Source organism: Mycobacterium sp. EPa45 (assembly GCF_001021385.1).
Lineage (GTDB): Bacteria > Actinomycetota > Actinomycetes > Mycobacteriales > Mycobacteriaceae > Mycobacterium.
Window position 1 is genome coordinate 1,485,829 of sequence record NZ_CP011773.1, and the last position, 21,378, is coordinate 1,507,206.

At 67.0% G+C, this 21,378-nt stretch carries 17 protein-coding genes; 6 read left to right on the forward strand and 11 right to left on the reverse strand.

All coding sequences use genetic code 11. The annotated features are described in order from the left end of the window. The first annotated feature begins 407 nt into the window (after window positions 1–407). Both AB431_RS07030 and AB431_RS07035 read left to right on the forward strand, forming a co-directional pair. Window positions 408–1,241 carry a glycosyltransferase family 2 protein gene (locus tag AB431_RS07030; RefSeq protein WP_047329328.1) on the forward strand — a complete coding sequence of 278 codons (834 nt, stop codon included), beginning with the start codon at window positions 408–410 and terminating at the stop codon, window positions 1,239–1,241. Between the two features lie 77 nt (window positions 1,242–1,318). After that, the gene (locus AB431_RS07035; RefSeq protein WP_047329329.1) at window positions 1,319–3,055 is read left to right on the forward strand and encodes a GMC family oxidoreductase; all 1,737 of its coding nucleotides are present in this window, start codon (window positions 1,319–1,321) and stop codon (window positions 3,053–3,055) included. Window positions 3,056–3,058: 3 nt separating this feature from the next. On the opposite strand, the gene AB431_RS07040 is transcribed toward AB431_RS07035, so the two are convergent. The 3 genes from AB431_RS07040 to AB431_RS07050 form a co-directional block, all read right to left on the reverse strand. After that, complete coding sequence (locus AB431_RS07040; RefSeq protein WP_047329330.1) at window positions 3,059–5,413, reverse strand: glycoside hydrolase family 65 protein; 2,355 nt, start codon at window positions 5,411–5,413, stop codon at window positions 3,059–3,061. Further along, the gene (locus AB431_RS07045; RefSeq protein WP_047329331.1) at window positions 5,410–6,153 is read right to left on the reverse strand and encodes a beta-phosphoglucomutase family hydrolase; all 744 of its coding nucleotides are present in this window, start codon (window positions 6,151–6,153) and stop codon (window positions 5,410–5,412) included. Before AB431_RS07045 ends, AB431_RS07040 begins: the two co-directional genes overlap by 4 nt. A 78-nt stretch (window positions 6,154–6,231) precedes the next feature. Next, entirely contained in the window at window positions 6,232–7,215 is a 984-nt protein-coding gene (locus AB431_RS07050; protein WP_047329332.1) for an alpha/beta hydrolase, read from the reverse strand. Between the two features lie 62 nt (window positions 7,216–7,277). Here AB431_RS07050 and guaA point away from each other — a divergent pair, with 62 nt between their 5' ends. Further along, the gene (guaA, locus tag AB431_RS07055) at window positions 7,278–8,846 is read left to right on the forward strand and encodes a glutamine-hydrolyzing GMP synthase (RefSeq protein ID WP_047329333.1); all 1,569 of its coding nucleotides are present in this window, start codon (window positions 7,278–7,280) and stop codon (window positions 8,844–8,846) included. 8 nt (window positions 8,847–8,854) lie between these two features. Here the strand turns inward: guaA and AB431_RS07060 are convergent, their stop codons facing one another. Continuing rightward, a complete protein-coding gene (locus AB431_RS07060) occupies window positions 8,855–9,754 on the reverse strand; it encodes a fructose bisphosphate aldolase (protein ID WP_200902746.1) in 900 nt (299 codons plus the stop codon). Window positions 9,755–9,908: 154 nt separating this feature from the next. Between AB431_RS07060 and AB431_RS07065 the strand changes: the two genes are divergently transcribed. Further along, window positions 9,909–10,595 (forward strand): hypothetical protein, encoded by a 687-nt coding sequence (locus tag AB431_RS07065; protein WP_047329334.1) that lies wholly within the window; start codon window positions 9,909–9,911, stop codon window positions 10,593–10,595. A gap of 1 nt (window position 10,596) precedes the next feature. Then, window positions 10,597–12,183 carry a DNA polymerase Y family protein gene (locus AB431_RS07070; protein ID WP_047329335.1) on the forward strand — a complete coding sequence of 529 codons (1,587 nt, stop codon included), beginning with the start codon at window positions 10,597–10,599 and terminating at the stop codon, window positions 12,181–12,183. Here AB431_RS07070 and AB431_RS07075 read toward each other — a convergent pair. From AB431_RS07075 to AB431_RS07095, 5 genes are all read right to left on the reverse strand, one after another. After that, window positions 12,174–13,178 (reverse strand): nucleoside hydrolase, encoded by a 1,005-nt coding sequence (locus tag AB431_RS07075; RefSeq protein ID WP_235435906.1) that lies wholly within the window; start codon window positions 13,176–13,178, stop codon window positions 12,174–12,176. The two genes, AB431_RS07070 and AB431_RS07075, sit on opposite strands and share 10 nt — an antisense overlap. Window positions 13,179–13,274: 96 nt before the next feature. Next, window positions 13,275–15,887 carry a LuxR C-terminal-related transcriptional regulator gene (locus AB431_RS07080; RefSeq protein WP_047329336.1) on the reverse strand — a complete coding sequence of 871 codons (2,613 nt, stop codon included), beginning with the start codon at window positions 15,885–15,887 and terminating at the stop codon, window positions 13,275–13,277. Between the two features lie 59 nt (window positions 15,888–15,946). Next, window positions 15,947–17,836 carry an SDR family oxidoreductase gene (locus AB431_RS07085; protein WP_047329337.1) on the reverse strand — a complete coding sequence of 630 codons (1,890 nt, stop codon included), beginning with the start codon at window positions 17,834–17,836 and terminating at the stop codon, window positions 15,947–15,949. Window positions 17,837–17,867: 31 nt separating this feature from the next. Continuing rightward, window positions 17,868–18,275: a thioesterase family protein gene (locus AB431_RS07090; protein WP_052960224.1), complete on the reverse strand. Its 408-nt coding sequence runs from the start codon at window positions 18,273–18,275 to the stop codon at window positions 17,868–17,870. 1 nt (window position 18,276) lies between these two features. Then, a complete protein-coding gene (locus tag AB431_RS07095; protein ID WP_047329339.1) occupies window positions 18,277–18,984 on the reverse strand; it encodes a histidine phosphatase family protein in 708 nt (235 codons plus the stop codon). 93 nt (window positions 18,985–19,077) lie between these two features. Between AB431_RS07095 and AB431_RS07100 the strand changes: the two genes are divergently transcribed. Further along, entirely contained in the window at window positions 19,078–19,944 is an 867-nt protein-coding gene (locus tag AB431_RS07100) for a MaoC family dehydratase (RefSeq protein WP_047329340.1), read from the forward strand. Here the strand turns inward: AB431_RS07100 and AB431_RS07105 are convergent. Continuing rightward, the gene (locus AB431_RS07105) at window positions 19,941–20,666 is read right to left on the reverse strand and encodes a VIT family protein (RefSeq protein WP_235435845.1); all 726 of its coding nucleotides are present in this window, start codon (window positions 20,664–20,666) and stop codon (window positions 19,941–19,943) included. The genes AB431_RS07100 and AB431_RS07105 overlap by 4 nt on opposite strands. Beyond that, window positions 20,663–21,355: a DUF899 family protein gene (locus AB431_RS07110; protein WP_047329341.1), complete on the reverse strand. Its 693-nt coding sequence runs from the start codon at window positions 21,353–21,355 to the stop codon at window positions 20,663–20,665. Before AB431_RS07110 ends, AB431_RS07105 begins: the two co-directional genes overlap by 4 nt. Window positions 21,356–21,378: the final 23 nt, after the last annotated feature.

Sequence of the window (21,378 nt, forward strand, 5' to 3'; positions counted from 1 at the left end):
GGTGTTGGCATGTTTGCCAGATGACCCGAGTCCGCTGCCGCTCACTGTGATACCGTCCCCCGGGAACAGGATGCGCCGGACCTAACAACGAGTGTCAACCGGTGCCGATGTTGGGGGTCTGCAGTGGCCCCGCTTGGGAGGACGGGTGGGGCGGTCACCGGCGAGATTCTCATGGCTCCAGTGTTTGCTGGGTCGTTCGAACACCAGGCTCGTCCGGCACATCGCCTCGCATACTCGAGCGCGTCGCGCCAAGCAGGAAAAGATGTTGGCTAACAAAAGTTCGGTTGGGCCCGTGGTCCCAGTGCGGGCGGAATGCAGCAAGCGGCCATCGATCCGGAAGGTGTTCGACATGACTCCCGCATACGGTTTCCTCATGAGGATGACGACGGATCGGCTTGGTGCTGCCAATGGCTGAGGGATTGCCGGTTGTTGCGGCCATTCCGAACTACAACATGGGCGAACACCTGCGCAGACTGATCCCGCAAGTGTTGGCTCAGAATTACGATGCCGTGTTCGTGCTCGACGATGCGTCGACCGACGACACGAGCGATGTCGTACGTGAATTCGGCGACGACGTGCGACTGGTGAGCAGCGGTGAAAATCGCGGCGCCGGCGCCAACCGGAACCAGATACTCGACCAGGTCGCAGACGACGTGATCATCCATTTCGTTGACGCCGACATGGACTTGGAGACGCCCGAGATACCGCTGGTCGCAAGAACACTCGTCGAGCGTTACGCCGCGAGCGGGGTCGGCGCGATCGGTGGGCTTGTCAGCCGGAACGACGGCACTCAGGAGCCATACAACTACGGTCCGGTGTTCTCGCTGTGGGGAAACACAGTCGGGGCGTCGCTGCCGGCGATGTTCGATCGCTTGAGGGACAAGCCACGGCTTGCTCACGCCATCCACCGGGTGGTCGCACCGTTGATGCGGGGTTGTCCGTACGTGCTCGAACCGCCCGTTGCGGAGCCGGCGTACTGGCTGCATGAAGGCAATCTGCTCATCCGGGCCGACGTCTTCCGAGCGGCGGGCGGCTACAACCCCCTTCTGCGGTCACATGAGGCTCAGGATCTCGCAATACGTTTGGAGAAATTGGGCGTCGGGCGGCAGTTCGACCCGAGCATCAGGGTCATCCATCATCACATCGATGTCAGGGGCGGCAACCGGTCGAAGTGGGAGCGGGCGGCGCTGCTCTATCTGATCCGCGAGCATGGCGTCTATCGCTTTCTGACCGAGCACTAGCCACGAGGTGAAGCAAAAGCCCTGGAAAACCAGGGGGCGCTAGCTAGTTACCCGGCGGTAAGTTCATACTGGTTGGTATGGAGCCGGATTTCGACGTTCTCATCATCGGTTCGGGTTTTGGCGGCAGCGTCAGCGCGCTACGGCTGACCGAGAAGGGCTATAAGGTCGGCGTTCTGGAGGCGGGCCGCCGCTACGCCGACCACGAGTTCGCCAAGACCTCGTGGCGACTGCGCGAGTTCCTCTGGGCGCCTCGGCTGGGCTGCTACGGGATCCAGCGGATCCATCTGCTGCGCAACGTCATGATCCTGGCCGGCGCGGGCGTCGGCGGAGGATCGCTGAACTACGCCAACACTCTCTATGTGCCGCCGGACCCGTTCTTCAACGATCCGCAGTGGAAGGACATCACTGACTGGCGCGCAGAGCTGATGCCGCACTACGACCAGGCGCAGCGGATGCTGGGCGTGGTCAAGAACCCGACGTTCACCGACGCCGACCGCATCATGAAAGAGGTGGCCGACGAGATGGGCGTGGGCGACACGTTCACGCCCACCCCGGTGGGCGTGTTCTTCGGGGTGGGCGGCGAGAAGACACCCGGCAAGACGGTGCCGGACCCCTACTTCGGCGGTGTCGGTCCGGCCCGCACCGGCTGTATCGAGTGCGGCGAGTGCATGACCGGCTGCCGGCACGGCGCCAAGAACACTTTGGTCAAGAACTACCTGGGCCTGGCGGAACGAGCTGGGGCGCAGGTCTTTCCGATGACCACCGTCACCGGCTTCGTCCAGCGGCCCGATGGCGTTTGGGAAATCAATACCGTGCGCACCGGGCGGGTCGCCCGCAAGGATCGCCGCACGTTCACCGCGAACCAGGTCATCCTGGCGGCAGGGACCTGGGGCACGCAGAAGCTGCTGTTCAAGATGCGCGATACCGGCACGCTGCCCAAGCTGTCCGACAAGCTCGGGGTGCTGACCCGAACCAACTCAGAATCGATCGTCGGCGCGGGACGATTGGAGGCCCGCCCCGATCTCGACCTCACTCACGGGGTGGCGATCACGTCCTCGATTCACCCGAGTGCGGACACCCACGTCGAGCCGTGCCGCTACGGCAAGGGCTCCAACGCGATGGGTCTGCTGCAGACGTTGATGACCGACGGTCCGGGACCCGAGGGCAGTGACGTACCGCGGTGGAAACAGTTGCTCACCAACGCCGGCGAGGATCCGAAGGCCATGATCCGGATGCTGAGCCCGCGGCGCTGGAGCGAGCGCACGATGATCTCGCTCGTCATGCAGCACCTGGACAATTCGATCACCACCTACACCAAGCGCGGTGCGTTCGGCAGACGGCGGATGACAAGCAAGCAGGGTCACGGCGAACCGAATCCGACCTGGATTCCGGTGGGCAACAAGGTAACTCGCCGTGTCGCGGAGAAGATCGACGGCGTGGCCGGTGGCACCTGGGGAGAGTTGTTCAACATCCCGCTGACCGCACACTTCCTCGGAGGTGCCGCGATCAGCGACAAGCCCGAGAACGGTGTCATCGACCCATATCAGCGGGTGTACAACTACCCGACGCTGCACGTCATGGACGGCGCCTCGGTGTCGGCGAACCTCGGCGTCAACCCGTCGCTGTCCATCACCGCCCAGGCCGAGCGGGCAACATCGTTGTGGCCCAACAAGGGTGAAGAAGATCTGCGTCCTGCTCAGGGCCAGCCCTACCGGCGCCTGACGCCGATCGCGCCGAAGAATCCGGTGGTGCCCACCGAAGCGCCGGGCGGCCTGCGTAACCTGCCGATCGAGCCGATCAACACCGGGGCGTAGTACTCAGTCCTCGATGTGCCGGCGCGGCGCGCGGCCGGGCGGCTGTTGGGGGGCGGGTAGCAGGGGGCGGCGGTGTCGCAGCGCCACCTTGGTCGGGGCACGGGTGGTCAAAGCCAGATCGTCGCCGGAATGCCGGATGGTGAGCTGTCCGTCGGGCCCGTCGCGCAGCGTATAGGTGACCTCGTCGTGGTTGATGTCGGCGGCAAGTCGGTACTTGCGCCAGTGCAATCCGAACTTCAGCCGTGAGATCTCTTCGGGTAGTTGAGGATCCAGCGACAAGATGTGTTCGTCGTCGCGGAGGCCGCCGAAACCGGCCACCAGCGCGGTCCAGGTTCCGGCCAGCGAGGCCATGTGCAGTCCGTCGCGGGTGTTGTGATGCAGGTCCCGAAGGTCGATCAGAGCCGCTTCCTGGGTGTAGTCATGGGCCAGTTCCAGGTGGCCGACCTCGGCGCACATGACCGCTTGGGTGCAGGCCGACAGGGATGAGTCGCGTACCGTGCGGCGCTCGTAATAGTCGACGTTGCGGGCCTTTTGGTCGCTGGTGAACGCGTGGCTCTGCCACTGCATCGCCAGTACCAGGTCGGCCTGCTTGATCACCTGCGAGGGATAGAGCCGTACATACGGCTGGTGCATCAGCAGCGGATAGACGGTGTCGTCGGTGAAGTCCCACTCCCGCAGCTTTGTGAAGCCGTCGCACTGCTGGTGTACCCCCAGGTGCTCGTCGTAGGGGATGTGGGCGCAGTCGGCGGCGTCGCGCCATGCGGCGGTCTCCTCGGTGCTGACCCCCATCGCGTACGCCGCCTCGGCGTTGCGGTTGCAGGCGTCGGCCGCGGTTCGGAGATTGTCTGCGGCCATGAGGTTGGTGAACACGTTGTCATTGACGACGGCGGTGTACTCATCAGGTCCGGTGACCCCGTTGAGGTGCCACACCCCATCGCGGTCGTGGTGGCCCAGCGACATCCACAGTCGGGCAGTCTCGACGAGAACCGCTAGGCCGCAGTCTGACTCAAGGGAATTGTCTCCGGTGACCGTCCGGTAGCGTTCGAACGCCATGGCGATGTCGGCGTTGATGTGCCACGCGGCGGTGCCGGCAGGCCAATAGGCGGAGCATTCCTCCCCGTGAATCGTCCGCCATGGGAACGCCGCACCCCGCAGGTCGAGCAGCTCGGCCCGCTGCTTGGCCAGACCGAGGATCGAGGCACGCCACCGGAGCGCGTCGGCGGCCGCCTCGGGCTGGGTGTAGGTCAACACCGGCAGGACGAAACCTTCGGTGTCCCAGAAGGCGTGGCCGTCATAACCAGGCCCGGTGAGGCCCTTCCCGGCGATCGCCCGGCGCTCGGCTCGCGCACTGGCCTGAATCACGTGGAACAGACCGAACCGCACCGCCTGCTGGACACCTGGGTCACCATCGACCTCGACGTCGGAGCAGTCCCAGTACTCGTCGAGATAGCTTCGCTGGGCCTTCAGCAGACCGTCCCAACCGGTGTAGCGGGCCCCGGCCAGCGCGCCGGCCACCTGGTCGCGCAGCGCGGGACGGGAGCGCAGGCTCGACCAGCCGTAGGCCAGAAACTTCACGATGCGCAACCGCTGACCCGGGCGCAACCCGCAGATGACCGTGGTACGCGCGATGTCTTCGTGTGCGATGGAGTCGATCTCGACCCGGCCCGGGACCTCGACGAGATGATCCATCGCGGCGGCCACCATCAACTTGCTCGCCCTGGTGCGGTGCACCAGGAGGCAGCCCTCTTCGGTGGCCTCGTGCTGGATCGCCTCCAGCGGATGCTTCAGCACCGCCGACACCCGCGGATCGGTGGACTGTTCTGGTTGATCCTCGTTCGCGACGAGTTCGGATTGCACAGTGAGACGGGCGAATTCGTCGACGGCCTCGACTGTGTACTCGATCGCCGCCACCGAGCGCTGAGCCAATGACACCAGTCGCGTCGAGACCACCTTGACCTGCTTGCCCGCCGGTGAACGCCACCGCGCCCGTCGGGTCAGAGTTCCGGCGCGCAGGTCCAGGACTCGCTCATGTTCGTCGAGGTCGCCGTACCGAACGTCGAAGGGCTCGTCGTCGACCAGGAGCCGCAGAATCTTGCCGTTGGTGACGTCCACGATCGTTTGGCCGTCCTCCGGGTAGCCGAAACCCGACTCGGCGTACGGCAGGGGACGCGCCTCGTAGAGGGAGTTCAGGTATGTACCCGGAATACCAAACGGCTCACCCTCGTCGAGATTGCCACGTAATCCGATGTGCCCGTTGGATAGTGCGAACAGCGACTCCGACTGCGCCAGTTGGTCGAGGTCCAGGTGGGTCTCCCGGACCTGCCAGGGCTCGATCGGAAATGCTTCGCCACTGATCACGGCGGGCCCAGCAACTCGGCAAGATCGGTGACGACGATGTCAGCGCCGTTGTGCCGCAACGCATCAGCCTGCCCCAGCCGGTCGACGCCGACGACGAAACCGAATTTCCCGGCCCGGCCTGCTGCCACTCCGGCCAAGGCGTCTTCGAACACCGCTGCGTGCTCCGGTTCGACATCGAGCAGCTGCGCTCCGCGCAGGAACGAATCCGGTGCCGGCTTGCCGCGCAAGTTCTCGTCGCGAATCGTGACCCCGTCGACGCGCTGCTGCACGAAGCGGTTCAGCCCGGTGATTTCCAGCACCTGCTCGGTGTTCGCGCTGGACGACACCACTGCTGCCGGGATGCCCGCGGCGTGCACGGCCTCCAGATAACGCCGCGAGCCGTCGAACACCTCGACACCCTGCTTCTGCAGGATCTGCTGGAAGAGCGCGTTCTTGCGGTTGCCCAGTCCGTTGATCGTCTCCGCGGTCGACGGGTCGTCCAGGTCGCCGTCGGGCAGATCGATGTTGCGACTGGCCAGGAAGGACCGAACACCGTCTTGACGCTTCTTGCCGTCGACATAGGTGCGGTAGTCCTTGACCGGGTCGAACGGCACGAACGCGGTGTGAGCCCGTTGGGCCCGCCGCTCGAGATACCCGTCGAACATCGACTTCCAGGCACGGGTATGCACACGGGCGGTATCGGTCAGGACGCCGTCGAGGTCGAACAAACAGGCATGTACCCCGTCTGGCAGTCCCAGCACGCGCCGTCTCCTTTGTCGGTCCCCCCGCTATCCATTCCCGTTCTTACCCCATAACATTCCTGACCCGCAGATGAGCACTCATAGGTGACGGCGGAGGTGATCGGCGAGGCTGCTGCGGAAGTCCTGCATCGCAGGTACTTTGGCGGCGAGTCCGTCCGCGCCGTGGTACATCCCGGTCACGGTCACCAGTTCGCACGGGACACCGTCGGCGCGCAGCCGCTTCGCGTAGTCGACGGATTCGTCGTAAAACAAGTCCAGGTCACCGACCCCTATCCACGCCGGTGCCAGGCTGGACAGGGATTTTCGCCGGGCCGGCGCGGCGTATTGCGGCGCGTCCGACGCCTGCGGTGAACTTCCCAGGTAGGCCGTCCAGCCGAATCGATTGGACTCGGGTGTCCACAGGAAACGGCCGCGACCGTTGTGGTCGCCACGCAACACGGTGCGGTCGTCGAGCATCGGATACGCCAGCGCCTGCGCCACCAACGGGATGCCCTCGTCGTGCGCACGTTGCGCGACGGCTGCGGACAGCCCGCCGCCGGCACTGGACCCGGTGACCGCGATGCGGTCTGGATCGATGCCGAGTTCGGCGGCGTTGTCGCGCATCCAGTACAGGGTCGACATGCAGTCGTCGAGGGCGGCCGGGAACGGATGCTCGGGCGCGAGTCGGTAATCCGGTGACGCGACAAGAACCCCCAGTTGCCGCGCTAGCGCTGCGCTGCCTCTGGCCTCAGACTGCGGCGAGCCCACCACCATTCCGCCACCGTGGATGTAGAGCAGCGCGCCGGTGCCCTGATTAGGCGGGGTCAGGACGAGCACCAATCGGCCCCGGACCTGTCGTTTCGCCAGCGCGACCCCATGGCCGGGGGGGATGTTGAGGCGGGAGGCCAGCCGGGTGGCTTTCAACGAGCGCGGCGTGGTGTCGCGGGCCAGCACCGCCAGCAGTGGACTGCGCAGCTCGGCGGGCACCGCGGCGAGGGCGTCGCGCACCGACAGGTAGCGGCGCAGCGCCAGTGTGGCCGAAGCGACGACAGTGACTCCCAGAGCCGCCGACAGGGCTTTCATCAGCGAAAGGCTACCTGCGCCTGCCGAGCGGCCCGGGCGATCCGGCGCACTAGACTCTATGCGTGACATCCCCCTCGCCTCGTCCTGTGTTGGTGGTCGATTTCGGTGCTCAGTACGCCCAGCTGATTGCCCGGCGGGTCCGGGAAGCCCGGGTGTTCTCCGAGGTCATCCCGCACACCGCGACCGTCGAGGAGATCAAGGCCAAGGATCCGCAGGCCATCGTGCTCTCCGGCGGACCGGCCAGCGTGTATGCCGACGGCGCCCCGCAGCTCGATCCGGCCGTCTTCGACCTCGATGTACCGGTGTTCGGCATCTGCTACGGATTCCAGGCCATGGCCCGGGCCCTCGGCGGCACCGTCGCCCGTACGGGCACCAGCGAATACGGCCGCACTGAACTGGAAGTGCTTGGCGGAGACCTACATTCGGGCCTGCCCGGCTCGCAGCCGGTCTGGATGAGCCACGGCGACGCGGTCACATCGGCGCCGGAGGGGTTCGAGGTGGTGGCTGTCAGCTCCGGAGCGCCGGTTGCCGCCTTCGAAGACCGGGCCCGTCGGTTGGCCGGGGTGCAATACCACCCGGAGGTCATGCACACTCCGCACGGCCAGCAGGTCCTCAGCCGCTTCCTGCACGACTTCGCCGGCATCGGCGCAAGCTGGACTCCGGCCAACATCGCCGAGAGCCTGATCGAGCAGGTGCGCGAGCAGATCGGTGAGGGCAAGGCCATCTGCGGGCTGTCCGGCGGGGTCGATTCCGCGGTGGCGGCCGCGCTCGTGCAGCGCGCCATCGGCGACCGGCTGACATGCGTGTTCGTCGACCACGGACTGTTGCGTGCCGGTGAACGAGCGCAGGTGCAAAGGGATTTCGTAGCCGCCACCGGTGCCCGGTTGGTGACCGTCGATGCCGAGGGACGGTTCCTGCAGGCGTTGTCCGGCGTGCATGATCCGGAAGGCAAGCGCAAGATCATCGGCCGGGAGTTCATTCGCGCGTTCGAAGGCTCGGTGCGAGACCTGCTGGCCGAGAACGATTCCGACGGTCATCCGGTCGAATTCCTGGTCCAGGGCACGCTCTATCCCGACGTCGTGGAGTCCGGTGGTGGAACCGGGACGGCGAACATCAAGAGCCACCACAATGTTGGCGGGCTGCCGGCCGACCTGAAGTTCAAGCTCGTCGAACCGCTGCGGTTGCTGTTCAAAGACGAGGTGCGCGCGGTCGGCCGCGAGTTGGGTCTGCCGGAGGAAATCGTTGGCCGCCAACCCTTCCCGGGGCCTGGTCTGGGTATCCGGATCGTCGGTGAGGTGACGGCGAGCCGGCTGGACACCCTGCGCCGAGCCGACCTGATCGCTCGCGAAGAGCTGACGTCGGCAGGTTTGGACGGTCAGATCTGGCAGTGCCCGGTCGTGCTGCTGGCCGATGTCCACTCGGTTGGTGTGCAGGGCGACGGGCGCACCTACGGCCACCCGATCGTCCTGCGGCCGGTGTCCAGTGAGGACGCGATGACCGCCGACTGGACCCGGGTGCCCTACGAGGTGTTGGAGCGTATCTCCACCCGCATCACCAATGAGGTGCCCGAGGTGAATCGGGTGGTGCTCGATGTCACGAGCAAGCCGCCCGGCACCATCGAATGGGAGTGAGTCCCCCGTTAAGTCGCTGAGGCGGCGGCGATTTCGGCGATCGCCTCGTCAAGGGTCTTGTCGAACTCCTCGTCGCTCTGCTGGGCGGTCAGCCCCTCGGTCAGTGCGCGGGAGAAGCTGGCGATGACGCCATGGTTGCGGGCGAGGCGCTCGCAGGCCGCGGTGCGGTCGTAGCCGCCGGACAGGGCGACAACCCGCATCACCTTGGGGTGTTCGACCAGTTCACGGTAGAGATCGTCGGTGTCGGGCAGGGTGAGCTTGAGCATCACCTGCTGGTCCTCGCCGAGGGCGCCGAGGTGGCTGAGAATCGCGGCTTTGAGCTGCTTCTCGGCGGCACCCTTCTCCGGGCTGTGGATATCGACCTCGGGCTCGATGATCGGGATGAGGCCGGCGGCCAGGATCTGGCGGGCGATCGCGAACTGCTGCTCGACCACCGCATCCAAGCCACCGCCGGGCAGCTTGATGACCGAGCGCATCTTGGTGCCGAAGATGCCGTTGGCGACCGCGCGGGACAGCAGCTCATCCAGACCGTCGATGGGCTTCATCACCGCAGCACCGTCCTCTTCGGCGGCCAGACCCTTGTCGACCTTGAGGATCGGTACGACGTTCTTGACGTTCCACAGGTAGTCGGCGGTCGGGCGCCCCTCGATCTCGCGGTCCATGGTCATCTCGAACAGGATCGCGGCGACGATCCGGTCGCCGTTGAAGCTCGGGCTGGTGATGATCCGGGTGCGCATCTCGTGCACCAGGTCGAACATCTGCTCGTCGCCGGAGTAAGCGTCCTCGGCGATGCCGTAGAGCTTCAGCGCCTTGGGGGTGCTGCCACCGCTCTGGTCGAGCGCGGCAATGAAGCCGGCTCCGTGGGCAACCTTGTCAGCTTGTTCGCGGTTGATCGTCATGCCCTGCATCGTGCCAGGTGCGATTTCGGACGCGTCACCAACATCGGCTTGGGTGCACAGCGGGGCGATTCCACGCTTGACGCTGTCGGTGGGTGGGTGTTTACTCGGAGTATCGAACATACATTCGAACACAGTGAATCGGGATCGCAGCTGGAGGTGGGCGATGACGGCGGCGATTGCCCTGGAGAAGCGTCAGCTTAACCGCGCTGAGCAGCTAGAACAACTCAGACGCCAGATGGCGGCGGTGTCGGGGAAGGTGGGCGTCACCCGACCTGTTACGGATGTGGCGAATGAGGTGATTCCCGCCTCTGAAAGTTTGCTGCCGGTCCCCGAATCGCTGGCCGGAGTGCTGCCGACGGGGTTGCCGCGTGGTGCTGTCGCAGTGGCGTCGGGAGCATTGTCCTTGCCGGTGAGCATGGCCGCGGCGGTCACGGCAGGTGGTGGGCATGTGGCCGTCGTGGGGCTACCGGATTTCGGTCTGCTGGCCGCCGTGGAGATGGGTGCGGACCTGAGCCGGCTGGCGGTTATCCCGGACCCGGGCACCGATCCCGTCGAGGTGGCCGCGGTGCTGATGGACGGGATGGATCTGGTGGTGCTCGGGCTGGCCGGCCGGACGGTGACCGCTACTCGGGCGCGGGCGGTGGTGGCCCGGGCCCGGCAGAAGGGTTGCACCCTGCTGGTGGCCCGGGGGGACTGGCAAGGCGCGACGATGCGCTTGGACGCCCGGGTGCGTGGCTATGAGATCACCGCGGGTCGCGGTGATGTCCCGGTGTCGGGGTGTGGCCGCATCAGTCGGGTGCGGTTGTCGGTCAGGGCGCACGGTCGCGCCGCCCGATCCAGGGTGAGCTGACATGACCGGCCGGGTGCTGGCGATCTGGTGCATGGACTGGCCCGCCGTCGCCGCGGCCGCGGCAGCCGGGCTGCCGGCGACGTCTCCGGTCGCGGTCACCCTGGCCAACCGGGTGATCGCCTGCTCGGCCGCCGCCCGCGCGGCCGGGGTTCGCCGCACTCTGCGCCGGCGCGAGGCACAAGCCCGGTGCCCGCAGCTGCATGTGGTCACCGCCGACCCGGCCCGCGACGCCCGCTACTTCGAAGGGGTGACGGCGGCGGTCGACGAGGTGGTGCCCCGCGCCGAGGTACTGCGGCCCGGGCTGCTGGTGTTGTCGGTTCGCGGCGCGGCCCGTTACTTCGGTTCCGAACAGGCCGCCGCCGAGCGGTTGGTCGATGCCGTCGCCGCGGCCGGTGCCGAATGTCAGGTGGGAATTGCCGATCAGTTGCCGACGGCGGTCTTCGCAGCTCGTGCCGGTCGGGTGATCGAGACCGGTGGGGACGCCCGATTTCTGTCGGCGTTGTCGATCCGCCAGCTGGCCGGTGAGCCCAGCCTGTCCGGCCCCGGTCGGGAAGAACTGGCTGATCTGTTGTGGCGCATGGGTATTCGCAACCTCGGTCAGTTCGCGGCGTTGTCGCGCAGCGATGTCGCGTCCCGGTTCGGCGCTGATGGGGTGGCCGCTCATCGCTTCGCCCGGGGTGAGCCGGTACGCGGCCCATCCGGTCGCGAGCCGCCCGCCGACCTCGAGGCGGTGTTGCAGTGCGACCCGCCGGTCGACCGGGTCGACGCGGCGGCGTTCGCCGGGCGAACGCTGGCGAGCGCCCTGCATCGCAGTCTGGAGGCGGCCGGTGTGGGATGTACCAGGTTGGCCATCCATGCCCTCACCGCGAGTGGTGGTGAGCTGACCCGGGTGTGGCGCTGTGCCGAGCCGCTGACCGAGGATGCGACCGCCGACCGGGTGCGCTGGCAGCTCGACGGTTGGCTCAACAGACGCCGGCCCGACGACCGTCCGAACTCGCCGGTGACGATGCTTCGGTTGCAGCCGGTGGAAGTTGTTTCCGCAGAAGCGCTTCAGTTACCGCTGTGGGGCGGTATTGGCGAGGAAGACCGGTTGCGGGCTCGCCGGGCGCTGGTTCGGGTGCAGGGCTTGCTGGGGCAGGAAGCCGTCCAGCTGCCGGTGTTGTCCGGTGGTCGCGGTCCCGCCGAGCGCATCACGTTGACCCCACTCGGTGACGAGCTGGTGCCCAGGGCAAACCCCGACCGGCCGTGGCCCGGTCGGCTGCCTGAGCCCGCGCCGGTGGTGATCCTCGATGATCCGGTGGAATTGCTTGACGCCGAAGGTAATCCGGTGCGGGTCACCGGGCGCGGAATGTTCACGGCCGAGCCGGCGAGGTTGGACGGTGCGGGTCACCACTACCGGGGTGCGCTGAGCTGGTGGGCCGGGCCGTGGTCGGTGGACGAACGGTGGTGGGATCAGGGTCAACAGTCCAGGGCCGGCCGGACGGCGCGCGCTCAGGTGCTGGTGGACAGCCGACCCGGTGAGCCGGGAACCGCACTGCTGCTCTGCTACCGGCAGCGCCGGTGGTATCTGGAAGGCGTCTACGAATGAGCGGCAAGCCGACGCGCGAACGGGCCCACTCGTTCAATGAACCGGTCGAAGAACGCCGCCGGATCAACTCCCACCCCGACGTGCGCGTTGGGTTCCCGGCCCCACCGCTGGCTCCAGTCGGCGATGGTCATGCCGCGGGTCAGCGTTCCTGTGAGCTCGACATCGACTGTCGTCGCCCGGGTTTGGATCAATCCGGGATCCAAGGCCACCGCCGCCGCCAGTGGATCGTGCAGATGCGCCAGATAACCCTCGCCCTGGTCGAAGTGGAACTCGAAGTAGAACCGCATCGCATCCTCGAGTACGCGGATCAACCCGTTGTCGGCCGCCGACCGGGTGCCCCGGGAATCCAGGACGCTCATCGCGGTGCTGACGGTTTCCGCTGCGGCAGCCAGACGGCTCAAGATCTTCGGTGTCAATGCGATGTTCTCGGTCAGGTTCAACCCACACACGATCGGAAGTTGATGCGGTGCAATCGCATTGGCATCCGCGGCCCGCCCCCAGGCGCTGAACACCTCGGCTGCGGCCTCCGGGTCGACGCTGATGTTCCACTCGGCCACCGGGGTGGTGTTACCGCGGTAGTCGAATGCCCCACCCATGATCACCAGTCGGCGTAACAACGACGGCAGGTTCGGCTCATCACGCACGGCCAGTGCGAGGTTGGTCATCGGCCCGGTGACCAGACCGACGAGCTCGCCGGGCAGGGCGCGGGCTGCGCGTACCCAGGCCTCGGCCGCGTCATAACTGGTGAGTTCGCTCCTGTGCACCGGTAATTCGGCGTAGCCCAGGCCGGCGGGCCCGTGGGTGTCTTCGGCGGTGCGCATCGCGGTGCTCAGTGGTTGATCGGCGCCCCGTGACACCGGGATCGCGGTGGCCCCGCACAGCTCGAGCAGCCCGAGGTTGTTGCGGCACACCTGATCAACATCGACATTGCCACCGGTGGAGGCGACGCCGATGAGGTTTGCATCGGAGCTGGCCAGCAAGTAGACCAGCGCCATCGCATCGTCGACGCCGGTGTCCACATCGGCGAAAACGGGCAGCGCAGTGGCCTGATCATCCCCGACAGTCACGCGGTAACGATACCCGTCGGTGCATCAACTCTGGGGACCGCGCGCACCGCCCGGGCGGATGATGGCGGCCAGCCCATCACGATCGGACACACCGAGTTTCAGACACGCCCGATAGACGTGACCTTCGACGGTGCGGACCGAAACCGACAGCTGCTCGGCGATTTCGCGGTTCGGTTGACCGGCGGCGACCAACTCGGCAACCTCGAGTTCACGCGCGGTCACCGGCAATGGTCTCGCCGCTGCCCGAATCGCGGGGGAGGAGACACCACCGCATAGGGAAACCAGATGCATTGTCCGGGTTACTGATTCGATCTCCTTGCGGCGGTCATGACTTTGCTGGTGGCTCGCGGCAGCCTGCGCGGCGGAATCGGCGGCGGCCAACAGCAGCCCGGCCCGTTCGAACTCGAGGCTGACGGCGTCCAGCGCATCGCCGTCGGCGTCCGCCACCGCAGCGGCGTGCCGGGCATACAACTGCGGCAGCGGACCGTCGATGCGTCCCACCAGCGACTGCAGCCGATGTGCCAGTTTGCGGTCACCGAAGCGGGCGGCGTCGTGCAATGCCTCGGCTTCCACCGCGAACTGCCCGCTGCGTTGCGCGGCGTCGGCGGCCGACCGAGCCAGTTCGGCGGCTCGCCGCCCGCCGCCGCGGGCCGCGGCGATCCATGCCCTGGCGAGCAACAGCTGCGGGTCGAACAGTGCCACTGTGGGACCGGCGTGTTCAGCAGCCTCAGCCAGCACCCGGTCGGCCTCGTCGGGCCTGCCCAGGCCGGCGTAGGAGCGGGCCAGCAGAAGCCGGCCCGGCAACCGCCACGGCAGCGAATTCTCCGCGTTGAACGCCGCCAACGCCTGCTCGAACGTCGGGATTGCTTCGGCGAACCTGCCCCGGTAACACGCCACCATTCCGGCCATCGTCTTGGCGATGGCCCAGCCCAGAAACTCTCCGGACGAGGAGAACTCGGCGTAGTTCACGGCCTGCGTTTCGGCCTTGTCGAGTTCGCCGCTGTGCACCAGGGCCAGCACCTCGCCGTACCGGGCGAGCATCCGGATCAGGCCATCGGTCGACTTCTGGGTGTCGAAGCAGCGCGCGACGATCGCCGTGTACTCAGCGCCGCGTCCGGCCAACGGCATCGCCATCCCGGCCGCAAAAGCCGCGGTTTCCACGGCTTGCTCCGGAGCCTCGGGGTTGGACAACACCGCCTCGGCTTTCGCCAGTCCCTCGGGCAGCTTGTTCTCGAAGATCGTCAGCGCCGCGTCGGCGGCGTCGAGCATCGGTCGCAGGATCGGATTGCCGACCCGGTGCCGCAGCAACTCCAGCACCTCGTAGGCGCGCGTCACCTCGCCGAGCGACCAGAACACGATCGAGGCCCGCGGAACGCCCCACAGCAGCAGCTGGCCCTCGTCGAGGTCGTCGGGGTCGAACCGGCCCAGGATCTCGTCGGCCTCGGCGGGCCGGCCCTGCCACATCAGCGCCCGCGACAGCAGATGTGCCGCCCGCATCCCGGCGTCGCGCTCGAATGCGGTGCGCGCCAAGCGTTCCCCCAACGGCGCATTGGCCAGTGACACCGCGTCTTTGGCCGCCGCCACCAACAGCCCGGTATCGGCGTTCTGGTCACTGTCCAGATACAACTCGGCCAGTCTGATCCGGGCTGCCGCCGATGTCGGCTTCTCCCGGTTCAGCACGTTCACGATCTGGCCGCGCAACATCCGAGCCGATGCCGTGCCGATCTGCCGCCGCACCACGTCGCCGTACAGCGGATGACTGATCCGCGCATTGAGTGTCGGACCGTCGCGATCGATCCGGATCAGATGCTCCTTCTCCGCGGCATCGATCGCCTGCTCGCCGGCCAGTTCCACCAGCGAATCGAGATCCAGCGGCTCGCACAACGACAGCAACCGAAGCACCGTGACGGCACTGGGATCGGCGTTGTCGAAACGGCTTTCCAGCAGCGTGGCCAGGACGGGCGACACCGTGGTCGCCCCGCGCAATTGCCACACGCCCTTGACCTCGCTCAGGGTGCCGGCCTCCAGTGCCGCCTCCACCATGTGCCGCAGGAACAGCGGATTGCCGCCCGACTGGGACCAGATGACGTTGGCGCTGAGCTCTTCCAACGTGCCGCCGAGTACCGACTCGACCAGGGCGACGCACTCTTGCCTGCTGAACGGCTCCAGGTCGATGTGGCGTAGGTAGCCGTCCTTCCACAGCGTCATCACCGAATCGGGTACGGGTTCCCCGCTGCGCACCGTCGCGACGATCGAACCGGTGCGCTCGACGGCGATTTGGTGTAGCAGTGTGGCCGACAGCTGGTCGAGCAGGTGCGCGTCGTCGACGCCGATCACCGCGGGACCGTCGGCCAGTAGGGACTGACGTGCCGACACCAGCAACTGGATCGGATCCCGAGCCTCGGTGGGTCTGACCCACTGTGCGAAGGCGCCGAGCGGGATGCTGCTCGACGACGTGGTGCAGGCCGCCCAACGAGCCCGCCCGGGCAGAGACGCGGTGACCGAACGGGCCAACGTTGTTTTGCCGACCCCGGCCACACCCGTGATCACGACACCTGAAGCTTCGCTGTCGGACAGCGCGGACCTGATGACCTCGTACTTGGCCGGGCGCTCCAGTAGCTGCCAGGCCGTCCCCATGTAGTCAGCCTAAGTGTCGATCCGGCCTGCCGCTGAGTCTCGCCGCGAACTGGTTGAGTTCACCAGTGCACGCCGGGCACCAGTCGTACGGCGTGCTTGACCGGACGCGGTGCACGGAGTCGGATCACCGGTAGACGGGGACCCGGCGCCGAGGGGCGCCGGACCTCGCCGCGGGCTGCCGCCGAGTCGGGATAGCCCAGGTACAGCTGGTGCAGTACCCGGCGCGCCAGCTTCGGGGTGAAGTACTGGCCCGCGTCGGCCAGCGTGCCCAGCGGGGTGTCGATGCGCACCGGTTTGTCCACCAGGGCCCGCACCACCATCGCCGCCGCGTGTTCGGCGCTGATCGGTGGCACCGGGTTCAGCCGACCCGACGGCGCGATCATCGGCGTCTTGACCAACGGCATATGGATCGTCGTGAAGGTGATGTTGTCCGACAACGTCTCCGAGGCCACCACATCGGTGAAAGCATCGAGCGCCGCCTTGGTCGGCAGGTACGAGCTGTACTTGGGATTGCGGGCCTGCACCCCGGCGCTGGACACGTTCACGACATGCCCGAACCGGCGTGCGCGCCAGTGCGGCAGCAGCGCCAGCACCATCCGGACGGCGCCGAAATAGTTGACTGCCATCACCCGCTCGTAGTCGTGCAGCCGGTCGGTCGACGCGCTCACCGACCGCCGGATCGACCGGCCCGCGTTGTTCACCAGATAGTCGACGTGACCGAACCGGCCCAGAATCTCGGCGATCGTCGTGTCGACGGATTCGGTATCGGTGACGTCACAGCTGAAGGCGAAGGCCTGCCCGCCGTCGGCGGTGATCTCCTCGACCAGTTCCTGTAGCGCTGCGCCGTTGCGTGCCAACGCGAACACGGTGGCACCACGCGCCGCCACCGCCACCGCCGAGGCACGGCCGATACCGCTGGACGCGCCGGTGATGATCACGTGCCTGCCCGCCAGCGGCTCAGAGTCGGAGACGGTGCGGTCGGGGTCCAGATGTTCGGCCCAGTATCGCCACAGCACGGGGGCATACGCCGGGAAGGCAGGCGGCTCGATCCCACTGGGAAGCAACGCCTTTCGGGTCACCTCGGAATGAAACACGGCTGCGGTCTCCAGCGTGTCGATGGCCTCCGGTGGCACACCGAGTTGCGTGACGGCCATGTCTCGCAACACTTTCGCGCGGCCGCGAGCGGCCAGCAGCGGCTTCGTCATCTGGCGGGGCAGTCCACCGCGCAGCGGCGGCAGTCCCGCGCTGCGGGCCACGCCCCGATAGATCTGACGCACGCCGACCGGCTCGAGTGCGGTGAGGTGGAACGTCTGCCCGTCCCGGCCGTCGATATGCATGAGTTCGACCAGTGCCGCGGCTACATAGTCGACCGGGACGAGGTTGATCCGGCCGATGTCCGGCAGCAGCACCGGTGTGATCGACGGCAACGCGGCCAGCCGGGCGAGTAACCCAAAGAGGTGATACGGGCCGGTGATCCGGTCGATTTCGCCGGTGCGTGAGTCGCCCACGATCACGCCGGTCCGATAGATGCGAAATCGCACATCCGCCGAGCGCACCAGGTGTTCGGCCTCGAACGCCACACGGTGCCGGCCGGTGGGCAGCTGCTGGCCGATATCGAAATCGTCCTCGGTGAACTCGCCCCGGAAGTCGCCGGCCACCGCGACCGAAGACAGCTGATGCAACGTCGCGCCCAGGTCCCGGCTCAGCGCCAGCGCCGATTCGGTGTCGGCAGCCCGGAGGTTCACAACATGGTCGGCGTCGGTCGGCAGGGCCGCGTCCGGCAACGCATGCACGCGCTGCCCCCAGTCCGCGGCGAGCATGGCCAAACCGGTCCGAGTCGATGAGTCGCGGGCAGCCAGCCATACCTCGGCGTCATCTCTCTGTGCGAGCAGCCGGGTGACGACCCGGCGCCCGATGAACCCGGTACCGCCGGTAACGACATAGCGCATGGGTCATCTTTGATCGGCGGTCGCACCCCGGTCAACAGGCTGACGAGATTCGTTCCCGGAACCAGTCCGGCCATGGCTGTTTCTCGAACGTCGCCGCGTCGACGCAGACGTGGACCATCGAGGCCTCCGCGATCAGATCCTCGCCGCGCCGGATCGCGAACCTGCTGCGCAGCGACGTCGTGCCCACCGGGTCGAACCGGACATCGACCACGAGGTCGTCGTCGAATCGCGCCGGCTGGCGAAACTGCAATTCCGCCGCGGCCACGACGAAGTCGATGCCCCCGTCGAGCAGCACCTGGTAGTCGCCGAAGATGTCCCGGAAGGCTTCGTTGAGCGCCATGTCGACCCACGTCAGGTAGTGGCCGTTGAAGACCCGGCCCTGCATGTCGCATTCGACATACCGCACGCGCAGCGGCATGCCGAACCCCATCTGCGTCATCTCAGAACGAGGTGATGCCATCCCAGTCCACGAGTGTCCAGCCGATGACCGGGTTGCCCGTCACCACGACGCGGCCGGTGTTGGGCAGCGGATGATCCGTGGCGAGGCTGTTTTTGGCATTGCGGGCGTTCATCAACGTCCACAACATGATTGACGCCGCGCTGGAGAACGCGACCGGCTTGTTGTTGCCACTCTCGTAGATGCGCTGCACCGCCCCGGTGAACTTGCCGTTGAACTCGGCGCCGCTCACCGAACCGGGAATGGTGAAGTCGGTGTCGCCGCGCAGCCAGTCGGCCGGGGCGACCATGTACGTCGCGGCGGCGCTCTTCACGTTGCCGCCGTTGAACCAGCCCGCCGAGATTTCGTTGAGGCCCGGCAGCACGGTGACCTGCTTGCCGAGCGCCTTGGCCATCGGCGCGGCAGTCTGCTGGGTTCGCACCATCTCCGAGGCGTAGACACCGTCATATCCGTTCCCCTTCAGCCGGTTGGCGGCCGCGGCGGCCTGCTGCTCGCCGGTCGGAGTCAGCGAGGGGCCGGGAACTTCGGTATCGATCACCCCGGCCGCATTGGCCTCCGATTCCCCGTGACGGATGAACGTCAGCGTGATCGTCCGGTCGTGCGGCGTATCAGAACTGCAACTGGCGAGCAGGACAACGGCCAAGAGGGCGGCAATCAGCGAGACAAGGGTCCGGGCGCGCAGAAGAGGCATCCTCCTAGCGTGCCTTGTCGACCGCTGTGGTGGGTCCAATTCTGGCCAGTGCGACGATGATGTTTCTGATCCGACGACGTCAGGAGTACGGCAATGGCCATCGACCCCACCGCAATCGGAGCGGTCACCGATCCTGCGCCCTACCGGTGGACCGACCGCGACACGATGCTCTACGCGCTCGGCGTGGGCGCAGGCACCGATGATTTGGCCTTCACCACCGACAACAGCCACGACATCACCCAGCAGGTATTGCCGACCTTTGCCGTCATCTGCTGCCCGGCATTCGGGGCCGCCACCAAGGTGGGTTCATTCAACTGGGGCATGCTGCTGCACGGCTCGCAGGAGATCCGCTTGCACGCACCGCTGCCCGCGTCGGGTGAGCTGTCGGTGGTCTCCGAGGTGGCCGACATTCAGGACAAGGGGGAGGGCAAGAACGCGATCATCGTGATGCGCGGCAAGGGCACCGATCCGGCGACCGGAGAACTGATCGCCGAAACGCTGTCGACGGCGGTGATCCGCGGCGAGGGCGGCTTCGGCGGGCAACCCGGTCAGCGCCCGGCCGCTCCCGAATTCCCCGATCGCGAACCGGACGCCCGCATCGCCATGCCCACCCGAGGCGATCAGGCGTTGATCTACCGACTGTCCGGTGACCGCAATCCGCTGCACAGCGACCCCTGGTTCGCCCGCGAGATGGCCGGCTTCGACAGGCCGATCCTGCACGGGCTGTGCACCTATGGGTTCGCCGGTCGCGCGCTGCTGGCCGAGTTGGCCGGCAGCGACGCCGCGAAGCTCACCGCGGTCAGCGCGCGATTTACGTCGCCGGTCTTCCCGGGTGAGACGTTGACGACGTCGATCTGGCGCACCGATCCTGGCCGGGCGGTCTACCGCACCGAGGCCAGCGGGCCCGACGGCTCCAACGCGCGGGTCGTGCTCGACGACGGCTCGGCCGAGTACCGCTAGCCCACGGCGCCGCCGACCAGGTGGCCGATGCCGAACGTGATGCCCATCGCCAGCGCACCGCCGATGACCACCCGGTAGATCGCCCGCCGCGGGTTGGCGCCACCGAGGCGCGCGCTGACCCAGCCGGTGACCGCCAACGCGATCAACACCGCGATGAAGGTGACCGGCACCCGAATCGACGGCGGCGGCAACAGAATTGCCAGTAGGGGCAGGATCGCGCCGACCGTGAAGGAGACTGCCGAGGAGAACGCGGCCTGCCACGGATTGGTGAGTTCGTCGGGGTTGATCCGCAATTCGATCTCGACGTGGGCGGCGAATGCGTCGTGGTCGGTCAGTTCCTCGGCCACGGCGCGCGCGGTCGCCGGCGTCAAGCCCTTGGCCTCATAGAGCGCGGCGAGTTCGTCGAGCTCGGCCGCCGGTTCGGTGTCCAATTCGCGGCGTTCCTTCTTCAGCATCGCCTCTTCGGAATCCCGCTGGGTACTCACCGAGACGTATTCACCGACCGCCATCGACAGGGCGCCGGCCGCCAGGGCCGCGATGCCGGCCGTGAAGATCGGCCCGCGCTCGATGGTTGCCGCGGCGACACCGACGACGATGCCTGCCGTGGACACGATGCCGTCATTGGCGCCGAGGACACCCGCCCGCAGCCAGTTCAGTCGACTTCCGAAGGCGTCGTGGTGCGGCTCGGCTGGATGGACCGGGGGTATCGGTGGCGTCGTCACGTGTGCAGCGTAGGACTTTCGCCGTAGGCCCGCGCAATGTCTTCCGAGCCGGCCCAACCGGAATACGTCGGTCGCTGCGGCCAGCCGTCGGGGGAGTCCTGCCATTCCTCCTGCCGGCCCCAGGGCAGTAGGTCGATGAGCGCGAATGAGTGACTGAGTTGCTCGGTGCCGCGACCATTGGTGTGCCACGTGCGGTAGACGGTGTCGCCGTCGCGCATAAAGACGTTGACGCCGAACCCGTCGCCCGGGGCGGCGTCGACATCGGCGCCGAACGAGCTGCCCGCCGACGAGTACCAGTCCATGGCATTGCCGACCTTGGCTTTGTAGGCCAGGGCTTCGTCGATCGGCCCGTTCGTGACGATCACGAAGCGGGCGTCGTAGTTGTCCAGAAACTCCAGCCGGGTGAACTGTGAGGTGAACCCGGTGCAGCCCGGGCACTGCCACTCCGCGCCGTCGGTCCACATGTGGTTGTAGACGATCAGCTGTGCGCGCCCGTCGAACACCTCGGCCAGGCAGACCGGACCTTGGGCCCCGGTCAAGACATAGTTCGGCATCTCGACCATCGGTAGGCGCCGGCGTTGTGCGGCGATCGCGTCGAGTTCGCGGGTGGCGGCCTTCTCGCGCACGCGCAGCTCGTCGAGTGCGGCGCGCCAAGTCTGCTGATCGACCACCGGAGGCAGGGCGGACATGGGGACTCCTTTGTGTCGGGTTA

What these genes read in the sequence shown, in the direction of transcription:
- AB431_RS07030 (WP_047329328.1), top strand. Translation starts at nt 408, where the DNA reads ATGGCTGAGGGATTGCCGGTTGTTGCGGCCATTCCGAACTACAACATG.
- AB431_RS07035 (WP_047329329.1), top strand. Translation starts at nt 1,319, where the DNA reads ATGGAGCCGGATTTCGACGTTCTCATCATCGGTTCGGGTTTTGGCGGC.
- AB431_RS07050 (WP_047329332.1), bottom strand. Translation starts at nt 7,215, where the DNA reads ATGAAAGCCCTGTCGGCGGCTCTGGGAGTCACTGTCGTCGCTTCGGCC.
- AB431_RS07060 (WP_200902746.1), bottom strand. Translation starts at nt 9,754, where the DNA reads ATGCAGGGCATGACGATCAACCGCGAACAAGCTGACAAGGTTGCCCAC.
- AB431_RS07065 (WP_047329334.1), top strand. Translation starts at nt 9,909, where the DNA reads ATGACGGCGGCGATTGCCCTGGAGAAGCGTCAGCTTAACCGCGCTGAG.
- AB431_RS07070 (WP_047329335.1), top strand. Translation starts at nt 10,597, where the DNA reads ATGACCGGCCGGGTGCTGGCGATCTGGTGCATGGACTGGCCCGCCGTC.
- AB431_RS07075 (WP_235435906.1), bottom strand. Translation starts at nt 13,178, where the DNA reads ATGGCGCTGGTCTACTTGCTGGCCAGCTCCGATGCAAACCTCATCGGC.
- AB431_RS07080 (WP_047329336.1), bottom strand. Translation starts at nt 15,887, where the DNA reads ATGGGGACGGCCTGGCAGCTACTGGAGCGCCCGGCCAAGTACGAGGTC.
- AB431_RS07085 (WP_047329337.1), bottom strand. Translation starts at nt 17,836, where the DNA reads ATGCGCTATGTCGTTACCGGCGGTACCGGGTTCATCGGGCGCCGGGTC.
- AB431_RS07090 (WP_052960224.1), bottom strand. Translation starts at nt 18,275, where the DNA reads ATGACGCAGATGGGGTTCGGCATGCCGCTGCGCGTGCGGTATGTCGAA.
- AB431_RS07095 (WP_047329339.1), bottom strand. Translation starts at nt 18,984, where the DNA reads ATGCCTCTTCTGCGCGCCCGGACCCTTGTCTCGCTGATTGCCGCCCTC.
- AB431_RS07100 (WP_047329340.1), top strand. Translation starts at nt 19,078, where the DNA reads ATGGCCATCGACCCCACCGCAATCGGAGCGGTCACCGATCCTGCGCCC.
- AB431_RS07110 (WP_047329341.1), bottom strand. Translation starts at nt 21,355, where the DNA reads ATGTCCGCCCTGCCTCCGGTGGTCGATCAGCAGACTTGGCGCGCCGCA.